This is a genomic window from Enterococcus sp. AZ188, assembly GCF_050544075.1.
Classification (GTDB): domain Bacteria; phylum Bacillota; class Bacilli; order Lactobacillales; family Enterococcaceae; genus Enterococcus_D; species Enterococcus_D entomosocium.
In genome coordinates this window covers 3,553,075-3,571,049 of record NZ_CP172943.1, presented here as the reverse complement: position 1 = coordinate 3,571,049, position 17,975 = coordinate 3,553,075, and the positions used below count along the sequence as shown (strand labels likewise).

General features: G+C 40.1%; 11 protein-coding genes. 10 read left to right on the top strand and 1 reads right to left on the bottom strand.

Annotated elements, in window-relative coordinates; genetic code table 11:
- Positions 1–2: 2 nt before the first annotated feature.
- The 3 genes from IGI86_RS16455 to IGI86_RS16445 all read left to right on the top strand — a co-directional run bounded on the left by IGI86_RS16455 (position 3) and on the right by IGI86_RS16445 (position 7,031).
- Positions 3–5,033: an InlB B-repeat-containing protein gene (locus tag IGI86_RS16455; RefSeq protein WP_430617559.1), complete on the top strand. Its 5,031-nt coding sequence runs from the start codon at positions 3–5 to the stop codon at positions 5,031–5,033.
- A gap of 144 nt (positions 5,034–5,177) precedes the next feature.
- Positions 5,178–6,608: a peptidoglycan DD-metalloendopeptidase family protein gene (locus IGI86_RS16450; protein WP_430617558.1), complete on the top strand. Its 1,431-nt coding sequence runs from the start codon at positions 5,178–5,180 to the stop codon at positions 6,606–6,608.
- A 39-nt stretch (positions 6,609–6,647) separates the two neighbouring features.
- Positions 6,648–7,031, top strand: coding sequence for a DUF7006 family protein (locus IGI86_RS16445; RefSeq protein WP_430617557.1), 384 nt, complete (start codon positions 6,648–6,650; stop codon positions 7,029–7,031).
- Positions 7,032–7,088: 57 nt separating this feature from the next.
- Here IGI86_RS16445 and IGI86_RS16440 read toward each other — a convergent pair whose 3' ends face one another.
- Entirely contained in the window at positions 7,089–8,585 is a 1,497-nt protein-coding gene (locus tag IGI86_RS16440; protein ID WP_430617556.1) for a helix-turn-helix domain-containing protein, read from the bottom strand.
- Positions 8,586–8,982: 397 nt separating this feature from the next.
- Here IGI86_RS16440 and IGI86_RS16435 point away from each other — a divergent pair, with 397 nt between their 5' ends.
- The 7 genes from IGI86_RS16435 (at position 8,983) to IGI86_RS16405 (ending at position 17,534) form a co-directional block, all read left to right on the top strand.
- Positions 8,983–9,891: an AraC family transcriptional regulator gene (locus IGI86_RS16435; protein WP_430617555.1), complete on the top strand. Its 909-nt coding sequence runs from the start codon at positions 8,983–8,985 to the stop codon at positions 9,889–9,891.
- 36 nt (positions 9,892–9,927) lie between these two features.
- On the top strand, positions 9,928–10,455 hold the full coding sequence (locus tag IGI86_RS16430; RefSeq protein WP_430617554.1) for a GNAT family N-acetyltransferase: 528 nt from the start codon (positions 9,928–9,930) through the stop codon (positions 10,453–10,455).
- A gap of 149 nt (positions 10,456–10,604) precedes the next feature.
- Complete coding sequence (locus IGI86_RS16425) at positions 10,605–10,964, top strand: ArsR/SmtB family transcription factor (RefSeq protein ID WP_430617553.1); 360 nt, start codon at positions 10,605–10,607, stop codon at positions 10,962–10,964.
- On the top strand, positions 10,961–13,081 hold the full coding sequence (locus IGI86_RS16420) for a heavy metal translocating P-type ATPase (RefSeq protein ID WP_430617552.1): 2,121 nt from the start codon (positions 10,961–10,963) through the stop codon (positions 13,079–13,081). The genes IGI86_RS16425 and IGI86_RS16420 overlap by 4 nt, the downstream gene beginning before the upstream one ends.
- Positions 13,082–13,661: 580 nt before the next feature.
- Positions 13,662–15,242 carry a hypothetical protein gene (locus tag IGI86_RS16415; RefSeq protein WP_430617551.1) on the top strand — a complete coding sequence of 527 codons (1,581 nt, stop codon included), beginning with the start codon at positions 13,662–13,664 and terminating at the stop codon, positions 15,240–15,242.
- Positions 15,243–15,511: 269 nt separating this feature from the next.
- Positions 15,512–16,363, top strand: a complete 852-nt coding sequence (locus IGI86_RS16410; protein ID WP_016612623.1) for a helix-turn-helix domain-containing protein — start codon at positions 15,512–15,514, stop codon at positions 16,361–16,363.
- A 556-nt stretch (positions 16,364–16,919) separates the two neighbouring features.
- Complete coding sequence (locus IGI86_RS16405) at positions 16,920–17,534, top strand: hypothetical protein (RefSeq protein ID WP_008381639.1); 615 nt, start codon at positions 16,920–16,922, stop codon at positions 17,532–17,534.
- Positions 17,535–17,975: the final 441 nt, after the last annotated feature.

Sequence of the window (17,975 nt, the reverse complement as noted above, 5' to 3'; positions counted from 1 at the left end):
CTTTGAACCGAAGGTTACAAAAAGGTTGGATTATCAGCATGATTGTCGTGTTGGGTCTAACAACTACTTTGCCTTCTGTTAATCTGGTTTTTGCGGAAACCGTTGATGAAACGCAAAATTCAGAAGCAGAAGCACTAAGCTTGCCCTATGATAATTTGTTGGAATCCGCCTCAAGGGTAGAATCCTCCGTAACACAAGAGCCTGTGACTGAAAACGAGGAGCCGATATTTTCTTTTAAACAAGAAGAGATGACTGGCGTTGTTGGAGAAAGCACCAATGCTGTAATCCTTGTTGGTCAACCGGTAGATCAAGTGCAAGTAACCATTCCCGAAGAGCTTGAAGTTTCGTTAGATGAGCTCCCTAAAGGGATGGAAGCAAAGCAAATGACGGACACATTATGGTGGTTTTCAGCAGAAGAAAGCAAGGAATTTTCGATTCCACTTGTTTCTCACTCAGCTGGCGAGTATGGACTTCAAATTGAGGACCAGATAGAAGGTACAATTACTTTTGAGGAGTCAGAAAATCGTGATTCAACCATAACTAGCGAAGTGGCAGATACCGAAAATGAGCCGGTTACTTCTGAAGTACAAGAGGAAGAAGAAGCGGTAAAACAAGAAACTGAAGACATAACACCCGCAACCACATCAAATGTTAGTACGTGGGAACAGTTTCGAACAGCGATCAATACGAATAGTGTCACTGTAATCAATGTAAATGCGAACGTTTCTGGTAATACAAGTTTAAATAACATTGATCGTAACTTAACTATTAATGGTAATGGCTATACAATTTACCCACACGATCAGAACTTTAGAATTAATGCTGGCCGTCAAATTACAGTTCGCAATGCATCATTTCAAGCCAATGATATATTAATAGGTCGTTCTCTATTTCAAATTGAAGGAGCAAATGTAAACTTTGTATTAAGTGATATACGTTATTGGAATAGTGCTACTTTTATAGGAGGTACTGCGGATTTTCCATCAAATTTATCACTAGTATTTGATCGTGGGTCAAGCTCCTTTTGGGGAGGGCAATCATCGGCAATTGTGGGAAGTTTTGACCATGTCCGGATAGCAAATGGAGCAAGTGTAGATGTACAGGATAGAGTCTTTATGAGTTCGCAAAATTTTGACAGCAATCGTTCAAACAATAGTAGTCTTACTGTCGATAACGGTGGACAGTTTACAGGTAGGGGTTTTACAAGAGACGGCTCACTTGTTAATACAGCGAATTTGAATATACAAGGAGTCTTTGAAGCTGCAGGCTTAGCTACTCCGGTATTTCATAGTAGTCCTGCTACATTGCCAATGGTGATTACATTTGGTGCAAACAGCAGAGTGCGAATGAGTGGCACTAGGGCCAATGATTATAACAGCGCATTGCCTATTACGAGTCGTGGAATCGTACTAAATATAGCAAGAGGTGCAGATTATGATCTGATAAGCCAAAACGGATCAGTTATTGGGAACAATGTAGTTGCAACTAGTATAATAAACACTGCGAACTTAGCCGTTTGGAATCTTGGACAGTCAAGCAATACATTACCTAATCTAAACTTTCAAAATCTTGAAGCACAACTGTCAGGAACAAATTCTGCGACAATCACAAGCACAAATCACACTGCGTTTCGCAATCATTACTCCCAACAAGGTTTAGCGGGCTACTCTCGTATCAGTTCTACAGGTATTGCTGAGCAAACGTTAAGTCTAGAGGCTAGTCCATCAGCTGGAGGGAGACCTTCTGCAGATAGGACAAGTATGGTTCCAACAGCGTCGACAAATATACGTGCGAATCCAAACGCAGGTTACAATTTTGTACGATGGGAAGTCGTTTCAGGAGCTGGAACGATCGCAAATTCTAACTCAGAAAATACAACATTTACAATGGGTTCTTCTACTTCGACGATTAATGCAACCATTCGTGCAGTATATGAACCGATTCCGGTGACATACACGTTACAATTACAAGCTAGCCCAACAGCTGGAGGAAGTCCTCAGGCAACAAGTACAACATTAGAACAAGGGGCGTCAACAGCAATTTCGGCTAATCCGAGTAGCGGTTATCGCTTTCTGCGGTGGGAAACCGTATCAGGAGGCGGAAGTATCGCGAATACAACAGCTGAGAATACAACATTCGTCATGGGGTCAGCCAATGCCACAATCCGGGCAGTGTATGAAGAGATTCCGGTAACGTACACGTTACAATTACAAGCAAGTCCAACAGCTGGAGGAAGTCCCCAGGCAACAAGTACAACACTAGTACAAGGGGCGTCCACGGCAATTTCAGCCAATCCGAATAGCGGTTATCGCTTTCTACGGTGGGAAACCGTGTCAGGAGGCGGAAGTATCGCGAATACAACAGCTGAGAATACAACCTTCGTCATGGGCTCAGCGAATGCTACAATCCGGGCAGTCTACGAACAGATTCCAGCAAGCTACACATTGCAACTACAAGCCAGCCCAACAACTGGAGGAAGTCCTCAGGCAAGCAGCACCACGCTAATACAAGGGGCATCCACAACAATCTCGGCAAACGCAAATAGCGGTTATCGCTTTGTTCGCTGGGAAATCGTATCCGGTGGAGGAAGTATCACGAATACACTAGAGGCGAATACGACATTTGTCATGGGCTCAGCGAATGCGACCATTCGAGCGGTGTATGAAGAAATTCCAGTAACGTACACATTACAATTAGAAGCAAGTCCAGTGGTCGGAGGAAGTCCTCAGGCAACAAGTACGACTCTTCTACAAGGAACGTCAACGACAATCTCGGCAAGACCAAACAATGGTTATCAGTTTGTTCGCTGGGAAATCGTGTCGGGCGGTGGAAGTATCGCCAATACCACGGCAGAAAATACAACCTTCACAATGGGCTCAGCCAATGCCACGATCCGAGCAGTCTACGAACAGATTCCAGCGAAAAACACCCTCTTTCTTACAGCAGTTCCAACAGAAGGTGGGAATCCAGAAGCTGCGAATATTACTTTAGCAGAAGGTGAGACCACGACAATCTCTGCAAAACCAAGTAGTGGCTATCGCTTTGTTCGATGGATGCAACTTTTGGGTACGGGCTCGTTTGAAAACGAAGAAGCTGAAAATACTACCTTTACAATGGGCACAGGTGTGAATTCTGTTGCAAGTATAGCTGCAGTATATGAACTGATCCCAGTAACCTATACACTGCAACTACAAGCAAGCCCAGCTGAAGGCGGTAGTCCTGAAGCTGATACGACGAATTTAGCACAGGGAGCCTCAACAGTAATCACGGCAAACCCAAATAGCAGATATCGTTTTGTTCGTTGGGAAAGCGTGTCAGGTGGCGGAAGTATTGCTAATACATTGGCAGAGAATTCGACGTTTGTCATGGGCTCAGCGAATGCGACCATTCGAGCAGTGTATGAAGAGATTCCAGTAACATACTCATTGCAGTTACAAGCAAGTCCAGCTGAAGGTGGAAGTCCTGAAGCAGCAAATACCAATCTCTTACAAGGTGAAACAACGACCATTTTGGCGAACCCAAATAGCGGGTATCGTTTTATTCGCTGGGAAACCGTATCAGGTGGCGGAAGTATCACGAATACAACAGCTGAAGAATCAACATTCATGATGGACTCGGCCAATGCAATTATCCGAGCCGTTTATGAGCAAATCCCAGCGACGTATACCTTACAGTTGGAAGCAAGCCCAGCGGAAGGTGGGAATCCAGAAGCAATCAGTACCACTCTCGTGCAAGGTGAAACAACAGCCATTTCCGCAAAACCAAATACCGGCTACCGCTTTGTTCGCTGGGAAATCGTATCAGGTGGCGGAAGTATTACGAATACTCTGAATGAGAATACAACATTTGTTATGGGTTCGGCTAATGCCACGATTCGAGCAGTATATGAGGCATACAGTACCAATTATGATGTTGTTTTGACACCATTTCCTACTATAGCTGGGAACCCAACAGCCAGCAGCTATACTATGTCTCCTGGTGAAACAATAAACCTTTCAGCCAACCCAAACAGTGGGTATCGTCTAGCATCTTGGATAGTTGTAGCTAATGACTCGACGGAGGTATTGGGAACTGGAACTATTGCGGATCCTCAGGCAGAAAACACTACTTTTACTATGGATAGTGATAGTGAAGGTAAGGTAGGGATTTTTGTCTATTATCAACAGATCCAGAGCTATTCATTGAAGTTGGAAGCAAATCCAGCTGAAGGAGGAAATCCTGAAGCAGACACTGTTGATTTAATTCAGGGAGAGAAGACAGCTATTTCTGCGAATCCAAACAGTGGGTTTCGCTTTGTGGAGTGGAAGATCCTTTCTGGAGGAGGACAAATCAGCGATAAGGATGCAGAAAATACGGAGTTCACGATGGGCTCAGCGAATACAGTTTTACAAGCAGTATTTGAATCTGAGCAACCTTCAGTCGTAAATCCATTGGATCCTCTTGATCCAGAAATTGAAGTGAATCCTGAAAATAGACCAGAGCTTCCAGAAAACCAAGGACTCTTGAGTGTCGACTTTATTTCTCAGTTTGATTTTGGCAAGCATACGATTTCAGTTCAAGAACAAACCTATTATGCGAAGCCACAAAGATTATTAGATGGTAATGGAACATTGATGGAAGGGGAAGAACGGCCAAATTATGTGCAAGTAAGCGACCGTCGTTCTCCTACAGATCGTATTGGATGGCAATTGTCAGTCACTCAAGATAAGCAATTTGAGAATGAACAGGGCAATGAGCTGACTGGTGCTGAGATACAGTTTAAAAATCAGCAATTAGTGAGTCCTCAAAATGGCAAAGCGCCTGGCTTGGAGCAACCGAATATGGTTTCTTTAGTCCCTGGGGAAAAACAAGCGCTGATCACCGCACAAGAAGATAGCGGAACAGGTACATGGATCTATCGTTTTGGTGATGCAGATAGTGCAAGTGAGAGTGTTTCACTGACGATACCAAGTGGTACAGTCCCTCAAGCAAGTGCCTATAACACAACATTTGTATGGGAACTGAGTAGTGTTCCTGAAAATAGTGGTCATTGATCATTTTTTTCTACTAAGTTGAACCAGTAAGACGATTCATGTAGATACAAGGGATATGTAAATGCATGAGTCGTCTTTGGTTTATTCTTTCCTACATAACACACCAGCGCGTAATGTACCAGTATATAAAAGGAGAGCGATTATTTGAAACGTACAAAAAAATGGATGGCAATAAGTGTCATCTGCAGCCAGTTCTTGACTGCTTTACCAGTCTCTGCAGCTGGAATGAGTGCAACGGATCATAGCGAGAGTGGGACCCAGCACACACCGTCAAGCAAAACTAGCATTGAAGAAGCTCAAGACCAAGAAACAACGCCAGACTCAAACACTTCAGAAGATAAAGAAGACCTCTTGATACCTGAGCCAACGCCAGATCTAGACGTAAAAGAACAGCCAGAGTTACCGCCTGAGCAGCCAATCGAGGAAGAAATTGATCAGCCTGAAAAGACTCCAGAAGATACACAATCGGAACCTGATCTTGATGAGCCCACTTTACCGAATCCACCAAAAGAAGAAGTGAAACCTGCACCAACACCAAATCCGGATCAATCAACGAATCAGGAATCAACGCCGGAGTCAGTGCAGCCAGCACCCGTTGAAAACCAACGACCGACCTTACCAGAGCTAGCAGAAAGCACGCCAGCTGAATCCGATCAATCGATGGCTATTGAAATCACTCCTGTCAAGGAAACCTGGGATTTCATCAAAGAAATTGGCGAAGATGCACGGGCAATCGGTTTAGAAGAAGACCTCTACGGGTCTGTTATGATTGCACAGGCGATTCTTGAATCCGCCAGCGGTCAAAGTAAGCTGAGTCAGGCGCCTTACCATAATCTCTTTGGAATCAAAGGGACCTATGAAGGAAAGGGCGTTACCTTTAAGACACAAGAAGATGACGGAACAGGCAATCTGTATACGATCGATGCGACATTCCGTCAGTATGAAGATTACGAAGCAACCTTCAAAGATTATGCGAAGCTGTTAAAAGAGGGCTTAACGTATGATAGCGACTTTTATAAAGGAGCTTGGAAATCAGAAACGGCATCCTATAAAGACGCAACGGACTATTTAACTGGACGATATGCGACGGACACGCAATATGGCGAGAAGTTGAACGCACTTATTGAAGCCTACGCACTGACTAGCTATGACAAGGAAAAAGTGGAATTTCCAGAAGGTAATGACGAAATGATCGTCCCTGTCATGAATCCAACCGTCTCTTCGTCCTTTGGCCCGCGAGGGGATGGCTTTCATCGAGGTGTCGATTTTGCTGCACCATCAGGAACGCCAATCTTCGCAAGCCTAGCAGGCACCGTCATTCGATCTGAGTACCACGTATCATGGGGCAATTATGTAGCTATTGGACATGAGAATGGGTTAACAACCCTTTATGCCCATAACAATCAAAACCTAGTGACCGTCGGTCAAACCGTCGCCCAAGGAGAAATCATTGCGTCGATGGGCAGCACAGGAAACAGTACCGGTCCTCATTTGCATTTTGAAGTGTGTTTATCTCCAAGTTTGTCGCAAGATCAATTGATCGACCCTATGACTGTTTTACCAAAAAATGAATGATTGTAATGAAGAGACAAAATACAAGAAAGAGGTGAGACAATGCTAGCAGAGACCATTCAAAATCCAGAAGACTATTTATCCTATTCCAAACAAATTATATATGATGCTGGAATTCGAGAAGATTACCCAAAGATTAGTACGTATTACGAAGAACTTTGTTTGCAGTTTGAGACAGTTTATAATAATCAACAAGAAAATCCATTCCGAAAATGGGGCGAATTACTGAGAATCGATGCACAAATACAGATTTTGCTAGAACTAACTGGATTAAGGCAGCAAGATTGGATGAGTGAATTTGGTATGACTGAAGAGGAGATTATCCAAATGATTCGTCATGACAAAGATTCTTTCTACCGAGAATTGACAGGTGGGAATTTACATGAGAAACCCAAATGGGGATTGATCTATTTAGGTGAAGAATAAGAAAAAGAGTCTCTGCATAAAGTGCAGGGACTCTTTCATTTTCTTAATAAAAATATTTTAATCGCTTGACAATGAGAAATCTTTCAGAATTTGAGGATTGATTCGTTCAAGCAGATGATTCCAGTCGTCGATCGTCGGAATGGATTGGAACAAAATATACTCCATGTCTTTTTCTAAGTAGGATACATAGTCTGCATAGTTGGTCACGAAAATATCAATCTGGTTCTGGTAAAAAAAGTGGTTGTCCATTTGTTCGATCGTTGGAAAAAATATCTGATGGTACCCACGAAAGTAGCGAAGGGCTTTTGCTTTAACACTACGGCAGACGAAGGAGGAGCCCTCCAGTAGGAAAGCAATACGTTTGGGATTTTGAACATAGCTGTCACGAATTGCTTCAATTGTTAAGAGAAGACTCGCAGTAATATCCTCGATGTATGTATCTTCTACTTTTAAATCCCTCAGATTGGCTTCTAGAAAAGAGTGAATACGCGTATAACAATCTGGATATGAGTGACGAGCAAATGCATTTACTTCAGTAATATTTTTATTCATGATCGGTGTGAGTTGATCAAGATATTTTACCGAAGTGAAAAATGATTCAATGAATATTGTCGTTGGAAAACTAGGTTCAGCTAAGATCGGATCATAATACGCTACGAACTTTCTGGCTAGCTCAGTTATAATTGGCCAATGATTAAACTGTTGGCAAAAGAGTTCTTCCTTAGCTGGGGCGTCGATCGTTCTCTTACAAATGGCAAAGAGATAAAAAGCTAGTAGCTCGCTATCAGGTATGACAAAGCCATATCTCTTTTGGATTTTAGGCTTAAGTGATAAAAGAAACTGGTAAGTGTCGTCTTTTTCCCAATCCATGCCTTCAATATTAGGGACGGGCATATACTTTCTCTGAGAACTTCGGTAAATCATGATATAGAATTGATAATAGAAATCCGTAGGCAAAATATCTGTTCCCATAGATGGCTGATAACGATTTTCTTCTAAATAATGCATGAGTTCATTGACTTCTACAGACGGTTTTAGGGTGAAGGGGGAAATTTCGTCGGCTTCATAATAAAAATCTTTGAGAAACTTTCGAATATTTCCTTCTTCCCCAATCAGATCGACTGGATTTATTGAAAATTGTAGCTGGTACGGTTCCAGTGCTTCAGATACGCGCAGAAGATGTCTGCGCATGGAGCTTTCAGAAAGAAAAAAGTGGTCGGCCCATTCTTCATAAGAAAGCAGTTTTCCGCTCAGTATGCTCTCTATCACAACGAAAAGCGGTTCTTGAGAAATGAGTTCTCGCTTAGCTTCTGCATAGCCAGTTGGATCAAGTAATTGAAACTGATAACCCGTATGGGTACTCTCTATCTCTAAACACCCGTCAAAATGTAGGCGTATATTCTTGATATCGACCAAAAGTGTTCGCTCATTTATTTCAGTTGCTTCTGACAGATCTCGTAATAAATAATCCGATTTTCCTTCAAATACGGACAAAATTTTAAGGAAGCGGATGGTTCGTTTGTCCAATATAAAATTCAAGTGTAAAGCTCTCATAGTTCTTCTCCTTGGTAAGTGTCTAGCGATAGTTTCTATTTATTCAAATGGTAACACAATTAATGAAAAACATTTACATTCAGCTTCTGAAATGGGGAAGAAAGATACAGTAGCGCTAGTTCTAACGGTTTAATAGGAATTTTTGAAACTTACGATTTTAAATTGCAAGAGCTGATGCAATTCACATGTTTGTTTTTATGGAGCTAAGAGAGGTTCGCACTCTGAAAGTTTTGAATGGTCTTCAACGATTTAGAGGAAAGAGTGTCGTCTCTAATAGAAAGTTTTTAGAGCAGGCGTACAAGATTTAGTGATTCTTTTTAAAAAGATTCAAAATGAGCACCCTATAACCAGCTAAATGCTTTAGAGGTTGCTAAAATGTTTAAAAAGGAGGGAGAAGATGCATGCATGGGAAGCAATCGATCAATCATTAAACTACATTGACGCGCATCTTTCAGAGGAATTGAACACAAAGCAGTTAGCAGAACAGGTGTATCTTTCACCCTTTTACTTTCAAAGATTATTTAAGCGCTTGGTTCGTAAGTCGGTACAGGAGTATATTAAGTTGCGACGATTAGCGATTGCCGTTGATTTACTTAAGAACACAGACTGGAAAATCATAGAAATCGCTAACCATTTAGGCGTTTCGGATCATTCAAATTTCACTCGCATGTTCAAGGAGACCTATCACTTGACTCCTGAAGAATACCGAGAAAAAAGGCCGCGAATGAATGTGATCCGACAGCCGTATCTTGCCTTAAGCTATCTTTTGGCTGATGAGAAGGTGCCACTGATCGTAAACGGAATCGTCTTGGAGATTGAAAAAAGACAACTCACGGAAGAACGGTATGTGGGAATCGAGGGGATGGTCTCAGTCGATCAGCAACTGCCTATCGGGCAACAAACCGGCATTGATCAACCAGGTGAGCTATGGCAGAGATTTTATCAAGAAAAACCGCTACTTAAGGGAAATGTGGATGAGGCAGTGGAAGCTGGTATTTCTTTTGCAGCAAGTCAATCTCAAACGCATTTTGGTTATTTTGTCGGCGGAAAAGAATTTGACCGGACAATAGTCCCGCCGACAAGTAGGGTCATAAAACGTGTCCCTTCTGGCTATTATCTGGTGTGCAAAATCGAGGCCGAGACGAAAGAAATGCTAGTAACGAATGCTTTGAATGAAGCATATAGGTATTTGTTTGATGTCTGGCTTCCAAAACATGAAATAAAGGTGGAGGCTTTTTCAGTCGAAAGATACCAGGAAACAGCATCCATCCCTACAATGGAATTGTGCTTAAAAATAGAAAACTAGCAAGTGTGGACAATAAGAAAGGATCGGGAGGAAACGATGAATACATATACTAGTGAGCGGTTGATCTATCGGCCCTATGAGAAGAAAGATCTGGAGGAATTAATCAAGTTGTGCAATGAGAAAACCTATCGCAGATGGTTTTATTTCCTGCCAAAACTGAATGAAAAAAGAGCAAAAGCACAAATCGAGAAAAATAGAGACCTATGGCAGAATACAATTGATATGACAAAAGCTCAATATGCTTTTGCGATAGAAGAAAAGTGCTCAGGCGATCTAATAGGGTCTGTGGAAGTTTCCAAATACCATGGTAAAAAAAGGTTGAAGCATTTTGAAGTCGGCTATTACATTGGCGAAGCCTATCAAAAGAAGGGCTACGCCTCAGAAGCAGTGAATCACGTCATAAAATGGGTGGAACCATATCTAAAAGAAAAGCAAGAAGAGTTGCGCATTTTTGGAAAAGTTGAGCATAAAAATATGGCTTCTTTAAGAGTGCTAGAAAAAGCCGGTTTTAAACTGGTGCGAAAAACAATATTGTGTCGAATTTATGAAAGATGGATAGAATGATCTGGTTTTTCTTCTGGAAACGGATCTGTAAAATGGAAAAAACTTCAGAAAAGATTGCTTTGGTCCTTTTCTAGCCGCTATTTGAATTAAACATTCACTCGTGTTAAGGTATATTCAAATGAACATTTGAATGTTTAAGGAGCGTCTATATGGATAACGAAGTTTGTGAAATGACATGTATACATGAAGATAAAGTATTGCGAGGAAAAACGAAGTTACAAAATGAAGATATCTTGAAGGTGAAAAACTTCTTCAAAATAATAGCAGAAGAGAATCGCCTAAAAATTCTTTATGCCTTGAGTTATGAGGATGAATTGTGTGTCTGCGACATTGCGGCAATCATCGAAGCAACAGTGGCAACGACGTCACATCATTTATTATCCTTGAAAAGAAAAGGACTCATTGTCAGTCGGAAAAAAGGGAAGTTCGTTTATTATTCTATTAAAAATGAGAAAGTTGTTCAGCTCCTAAATGCTAAGCTATCTTTAGAAGATGGGGTTTTGATATGAGTAAAAATAAACAACAGGTTTATCGAGTGGCAGGTTTGAGTTGTACAAATTGTGCAGCTAAATTCGAAAAAAACGTTTCTCAACTGCCAAATGTGAAAACTGCTAAAGTAAACTTTGGGGCTAGTAAACTCTCTATTGAAGGTGAAGCGACGATTGCAGAAATTGAAGCAGCAGGTGCTTTCGAAAACTTAAGGATCCAATCCGAACATGATCCAGTCTCTCAAGTGGCAGTAAAAGCGCCTTTTGTGAACAGAAATTGGCATTTATTGCTCTCACTTTTTTTGATCATTCTGGCATTCATTGCTCAAATAATCAATGGAGAAGAGGCGCTTTTAACGGAAGGATTATTTGTATCAGCGATTATTATCGGCGGTTTTCGTTTGTTTAAAGAAGGAGTTTCGGATCTTTTAAAACTGGATTTTACAATGGAAACACTTATGACGATTGCGATCATTGGTGCCGCCCTTATTGGTGAATGGACGGAAGGTTCGATTGTGGTCATCTTATTTGCAATCAGCGAAGCGTTAGAACGCTTCTCATTGGATAAAGCCCGACAATCGATACGGGACTTGATGGATATTGCTCCGAAAGAAGCATTGATTAGAAGAAATAACATTGAGCACTGGATTGATGTTTCAAAAATCGAAGTGGGCGATACTATGATCATTAAACCTGGTCAAAAAATTGCTATGGATGGTCGAGTGATCAAAGGATATTCCTCAGTAAATCAAGCGGCCATTACCGGTGAATCTGTCTCTATTGAAAAGAACATTGGTGATGAAATCTTTGCAGGAACTGTCAACGAAGAAGGTGCGCTAGAAGTCAGAGTGACAAAACAGGTAAATGATACGACGATTGCAAAGATTATTCACTTGGTTGAAGAGGCCCAAGGTGAGCGTGCACCTGCTCAAGCATTCGTCGATAAGTTTGCGAAGTTCTATACGCCAGCTATCATGATAATCGCTGCACTGACCGTCATTATTCCACCTTTGTTTTTTCAGGGAGCTTGGCATACGTGGGTGTATCAAGGGCTCTCGTTATTAGTTGTAGGTTGCCCGTGTTCCTTAGTTATCTCGACCCCTGTATCGATTGTTTCAGCGATTGGTAACTCTGCCAAAAATGGTGTTTTAGTTAAAGGCGGTATCTATCTTGAAGAAATTGGCGGACTGAAAGCGATCGCCTTTGATAAAACTGGAACATTGACGGAAGGAACGCCTGTCGTAACAGATTTCATTTCAGTTGATCCAACGAATGAAGAAAAATATTTTTCGATCATTGCGGCAATAGAATCCTACTCTCAACACCCCCTCGCATCTGCTATCGTAAAAGAAGCTGACAAACGAACACTGCCATATCGATCAGTCGTTGTTGACGGATTTACTTCACTTACGGGAAAAGGGATACAGGGAAATGTTGCAGGCAGCACCTATTTTGTGGGAAGTCCAAAGCTTTTTGAAGCTAAGGTCATCGCTGACTCGAAGATGATTGAACCGTATCAAACACTTAAGCAGCAAGGAAAAACAGCGATGCTTTTAGGAACAGAGCACCAAATTTTGGCAGTCGTTGCAGTAGCGGATGAGGTCAGAGCAACAAGTAAATCAGTCATTAAAAAACTACATGATTTAGGAATCGAACATACGATAATGTTGACGGGAGACAATGCTACAACAGCTCAGTCCATTGGAAAACAAACTGGCCTAACTGAAATAAAAGGTGATTTGATGCCCCAAGACAAATTAGATTATATAAAGGCACTCAAGCAAACTTATGGGAAAGTGGCTATGATTGGGGATGGGATGAATGATGCCCCAGCTTTAGCTGCCTCAACAGTTGGTATTGCCATGGGAAGCATTGGCACTGATGCAGCGCTAGAAACCGCAGATGTTGCTTTAATGGGAGACGATTTACAAAAACTGCCGTTTATTATTAAACTGAGTAGAGAAACATTGAAGATCATTAAGCAAAACATCACATTTTCACTAGGGATCAAACTACTAGCATTATTACTAGTCGTTCCTGGTTGGTTGACCTTATGGATTGCCATTCTAGCTGATATGGGAGCCACTTTGCTGGTCACTTTGAATGGATTGAGATTGATGAAAAGTAAGCCTAAGTGAAGGGGAACAAAAATCAGTTTGGTTTCGCTCTGAAATTTTATCAGGTACCAAACGATCCATTCGTTTCGGTGAAAAGAAAAATAGCCCATTCTTAGCGGTCAAATTGTCGAAGGAAGTCAAATCGTCAGTAAGAAACGATAACGGATGGTCTAGTTGAATGAGGGTTCAGAAATGATGAATTTCTGGACGCTCTCTTTTTGTGTTCAGGCGGAGAAATAGTTTTTTTAACTAGCAGCTTAGCAAGTAGAGGCCAGCATAATAGCTTATTTTACCAGTCTAAGATCATGCTTATAAGCTTTTTGTCTTGGTCCTAGACAGATTTTTTCCGTCAGTATGCTAACAAATTGAACGGTGGGGCCAACAAGTTTGGCTATCTACTTAAGATATAGTAAATATGCCCAAAATACTTAGTCTCAAATATAAGACCTAATGCAAATTTTATTTAAAGGAGACTATAATGAAAACTGCAAGATTAGTTTCAGAAAATTAGGAATGAATTTAAAAATGTTTTCGGTTGTGTTTTTTATCACAATGATGCTCAGCTGAAACATTTATTTAGAAATTTATAGGAGAGTAAATAATGAAAAAGAGAGTTATAACTACTACTTTAGCTGCGGGATTTATTCTAGTGTTTGCAGCGGAAGCTCATGCGGATACAATCAATGGTCATCATGTTACACGTTTAAGTGAAAGCCGAGCAGTTGATGATAAGGGAGATAGATGGTCTAAGGACGGCAATGTCTGGTTCAATGATGAAACAAGAGAATACGGCAAGATCGTCTCCGATTCATTAGAATCAATACAAGGCTCATCATATTACCCTGAACTAAAGGAACCTGACTCAGACAAACCGAACGAATTAGTTCAAATACAAGTGCAAGATGAAGGAACATCGGTACACCAACAAATGTTAACAACAGCAGGTACCACAGAATCTAAATCAAACCAAACAAATGAATCAACAGTAGAAAGTCAAACGGGAATGACTGTTGGAGCAACTGTAGAACAACCAACAACAACAGATCCGACCTTAGGAACGACAACGATTAAAAAAGGAGCCGTACCAACCACAACAGAAGCAACACAGCCCGAAGAAGATACAAGAATGGCTGGTACCACAAAGACAAGATCAAACCAAACAAATGAATCAACAATAGAAAGTCAAACGGGAATGACTGTTGGAGCAACTGTAGAACAACCAACAACAACAGATCCGACCTTAGGAACGACAACGATCACAAAAGAGGCTGTACCAACCACAACAGAAGCAACACAGCCCGAAGAAGATACAAGAATGGCTGGTACCACAAAGACAAGATCAAACCAAACAAATGAATCAACAATAGAAAGTCAAACGGGAATGACTGTTGGAGCAACTGTAGAACAACCAACAACAACAGATCCGACCTTAGGAACGACAACGATTAAAAAAGGAGCCGTACCAACCACAACAGAAGCAACACAGCTCGAAGAAGATACAAGAATGGCTGGTACCACAAAGACAAGATCAAACCAAACAAATGAATCAACAATAGAAAGTCAAACGGGAATGACCGTTGAAGCAACTGTAGAACAACCAACAACAACAGATCCGACATTAGGAACGACAACGATCACAAAAGAAGCTGTACCAAGCAAAACAGAAGCAACACAGCTCGAAGAAGATACAAGAATGGCTGGTACCACAGAGACAAGATCAAACCAAACAAATGAATCAACAATAGAAAGTCAAACGGGAATGACCGTTGAAGCAACTGTAGAACAACCAACAACAACAGATCCGACATTAGGAACGACAACGATCACAAAAGAAGCTGTACCAAGCAAAACAGAAGCAACAAAGTCCGAAGAAGATACAAGGATAGCCGAAACTAGTGGAAAAGGATCGAACCGAACAAATGGATCAACATCAAAAGAAAAGACAAAAACGGATGTTGTAGCGAAACCTGTTAGGTTTTTAAGTTCAGCTAAAAAAAGCGTTCCCATGAGAGCTATCAAAAAAGACACTGCTTTTTCTAATATTTTATCTAAAAACAACGGTCATACTTTCCCAAAGACTGGTGAAAGTACGCTATTTTCCAATATTTTACAAGCTGTAGGTTTTTTAGTTATAAGTGTCCTAGGTGTAGTTAGCATAAGAGTGAAGAAAACAAAGAACTAATCAATTTAATTAATTGATTTGGATAATAATTTTCTCCAAACGTCATCTGCCGGGTACGCAGAAACTGTATAGAAATCAAAATAGGCAAAGACTGAAGCTATTGTGATCAGTCTTTGTCTAGATTCTCAGTGAAAGCATAATCTTTAGGTGCCATAGAACATCAAAAATAGAAAAGGAGAATAATTTATGAAATGGTTTTTTATGATATGCACTTTAGTATTACTCAGTTTTATTTAGAAATGTATCACGTTTTTAGAGAGGGATAATGCATGTTTGGAGAAACGATTAGAGAAATACGGCTAAAAAAAGGATTTAGTCAAAAAGAAGTCTATAGAAATATTATCTCAAAATCATATGCGATTGAATTTGAGAAAGGGAAACATAATATATCTTCTGATGTCCTTATTAAGATATTAGAAAACTTGTCTATGGATATTAGCGAGTTCTTGTTTATTGCCAATGGCTATAAATTAAATGAACAAAATCATTACACTTATCATTACGCCAACCTATCTAATAAGCAAGACATAAAAGGATTAGCGTTACTTTTAAAAGAACTAGAAAGAAAATCAGGACAAATAAATGCGATCAGAGTGGCTGAGGTACGCTCGAGAATAAGAATTTTACAGCATTTAGAAGTTTATGGAGTATACAATACCGCTGTCGTTTTAGAAGAAGATAAGCAACTGATTTTGTCCTATTTAATGGGGATTGAAAGCTGGACGCTTCAAGAAATACATTTATTTGCCAATACACTAGATTTTTTAGATCACGAATTTATATTTATCTTTTTTAAAAGAGTTTCTAAACTGCTGGAGTATTATATTCAATTTGAGAAAGGCAGAGAAGTATATTGTGGTCTCCTGATTAATATTATTGAATATACATTTGTAAAAAATCAGTATGAGTTTGCAGAAGTTTTACTTACCCAATTGGGGTTGTTATCCACCAGTTTCCAAGACTTTTTTTCGAGAACGCTGTACAAATTTTTTGAAGGATTACTGATTATGAGGACAGTCAATGAGGAGCAGGGAAGAACAATGGCAACAAGAATGCTAGACATCATGGTTGAACTTGATCAAGCACCTTTATCAAAAATGTTCTCGTTATTGTTGGAGTAACATGCTGATTCCAGTGTATTAAATCTATGTTGAAGTTAGAAGCTACTAAATATAATTTTTAAGACAGCGCCATGCAAGGTGACTCATAGATAGGCGCTTTGTGTAAATATAGTTCAAAAAGTATAGGGGATTACAGAAGCAAAGGTTCAAAAAACTAAAACGTTTTTGAACTCTTTTTTTTATTGCTTATTTTCATAGGTTTATAAAAGGAAAGTGGAATTCAGCAAATCTGGAAAGTCCGAAATACCAGACCAAAATGATTCGAACAAACGAGGTTTGATAAACTATACATTGTGCTTAATGTCACAATAGTGTTCCGGCAGAACTGGTTTTCTGATGATTTACTTTGTAATCAAATCTAGGACATTGACATTGGCCATTTTTCAATTATGGATGGTATGGAGTCGATTTGTAACTGAGTTTATTTTCGTTGCTTTTCAACAAAGGGTAATGAGAGAGTGAGTAGCGACTATCATCGTCTAAGTTAGCAAACAATATAAAAAAACTATCGAAAGATAGAAGTATAAATAATTAAAATGAGAGAGGGAAGAAGTGTATGAGAGAAAGAAGGAAACAAACAAGAATCGGAAGGTATATTGAAGAGCATAAGAAAGGGTGTGTCCTAGCTCTTGCTGCACTGGGAATGATCTTTTCATTTAGTGTGGGCGCCTATGCAGCGATTGCAACGACGTTTCATTTTTTGGGGACAAAAGACGATTCCATAAGAATTGCACAAGTTTTAAGCGCTTTGGGGATAGAGATTAAAGGTCAAAAAGCCCAAATAGCACAACTAGTCCAAGAAAAAGCGGAAGCTGAAGCAGCAAAAGCAAAAGCGGAAAGTGATTTACAAGCGGCCAATGAAACAATCGAAAACGTGCAAGCCCAAAATAGTGAAGCTTCTGCTGCTGTAAGTGGTGCGAACGCCAATGTTAATAAGGTAGCGCAATATGCAAAAGATTTAGAATCTGCAAATACGAAGCTAAAGGATTATGCGAACGCAGTTGCTGCGGACGCCGGTTTAAGCGATAGCTCCATAGACGTCGATAATACCAATGATGCGTTGAGTCAAGTGGACAGTGAACTGCAAGCCGCAATTAGTAAAGCTAATGACAGCAATGGAAGTAAGGAAAAAGCGCAACAAGCTGTCGATGAAGCAAACAAAGCAAAATAGCATAGAATCTCTAAGATAGATTCGGTTTTCCCTGCAATAGTCGTGCTGCTTGAATAATTTTTTGAGTGTATAATAGAAAAACGAGTGAACATACGCTTATATTTTAGGAGCAATGTTTCCTTTCGCTGGGAACTATTTATAAAGAAAGGTATCTAGAAAATGAATCCTCTCTAGATACCTTTTTTATGTACTTAAGTAGGAAGATCGTTTTTTATGGTAGATTCAATCAAAATTGTTAAGGAAATTCTCTTGTATCAATAATCATTTTTTACAAAATTAAAGAATTTACACCTTAGAGATTTTGGCAGTTCAAGGCTACTCGTTTATTTTCTGAACGAGTAGCTTATTTTTGTATCTATAGAATCAGATACAACTCATTGTTCACTTAAAAATCAGATTTGTGAGTATTAGAACAGCTCATCAAAAGTGAACAGAAACTTA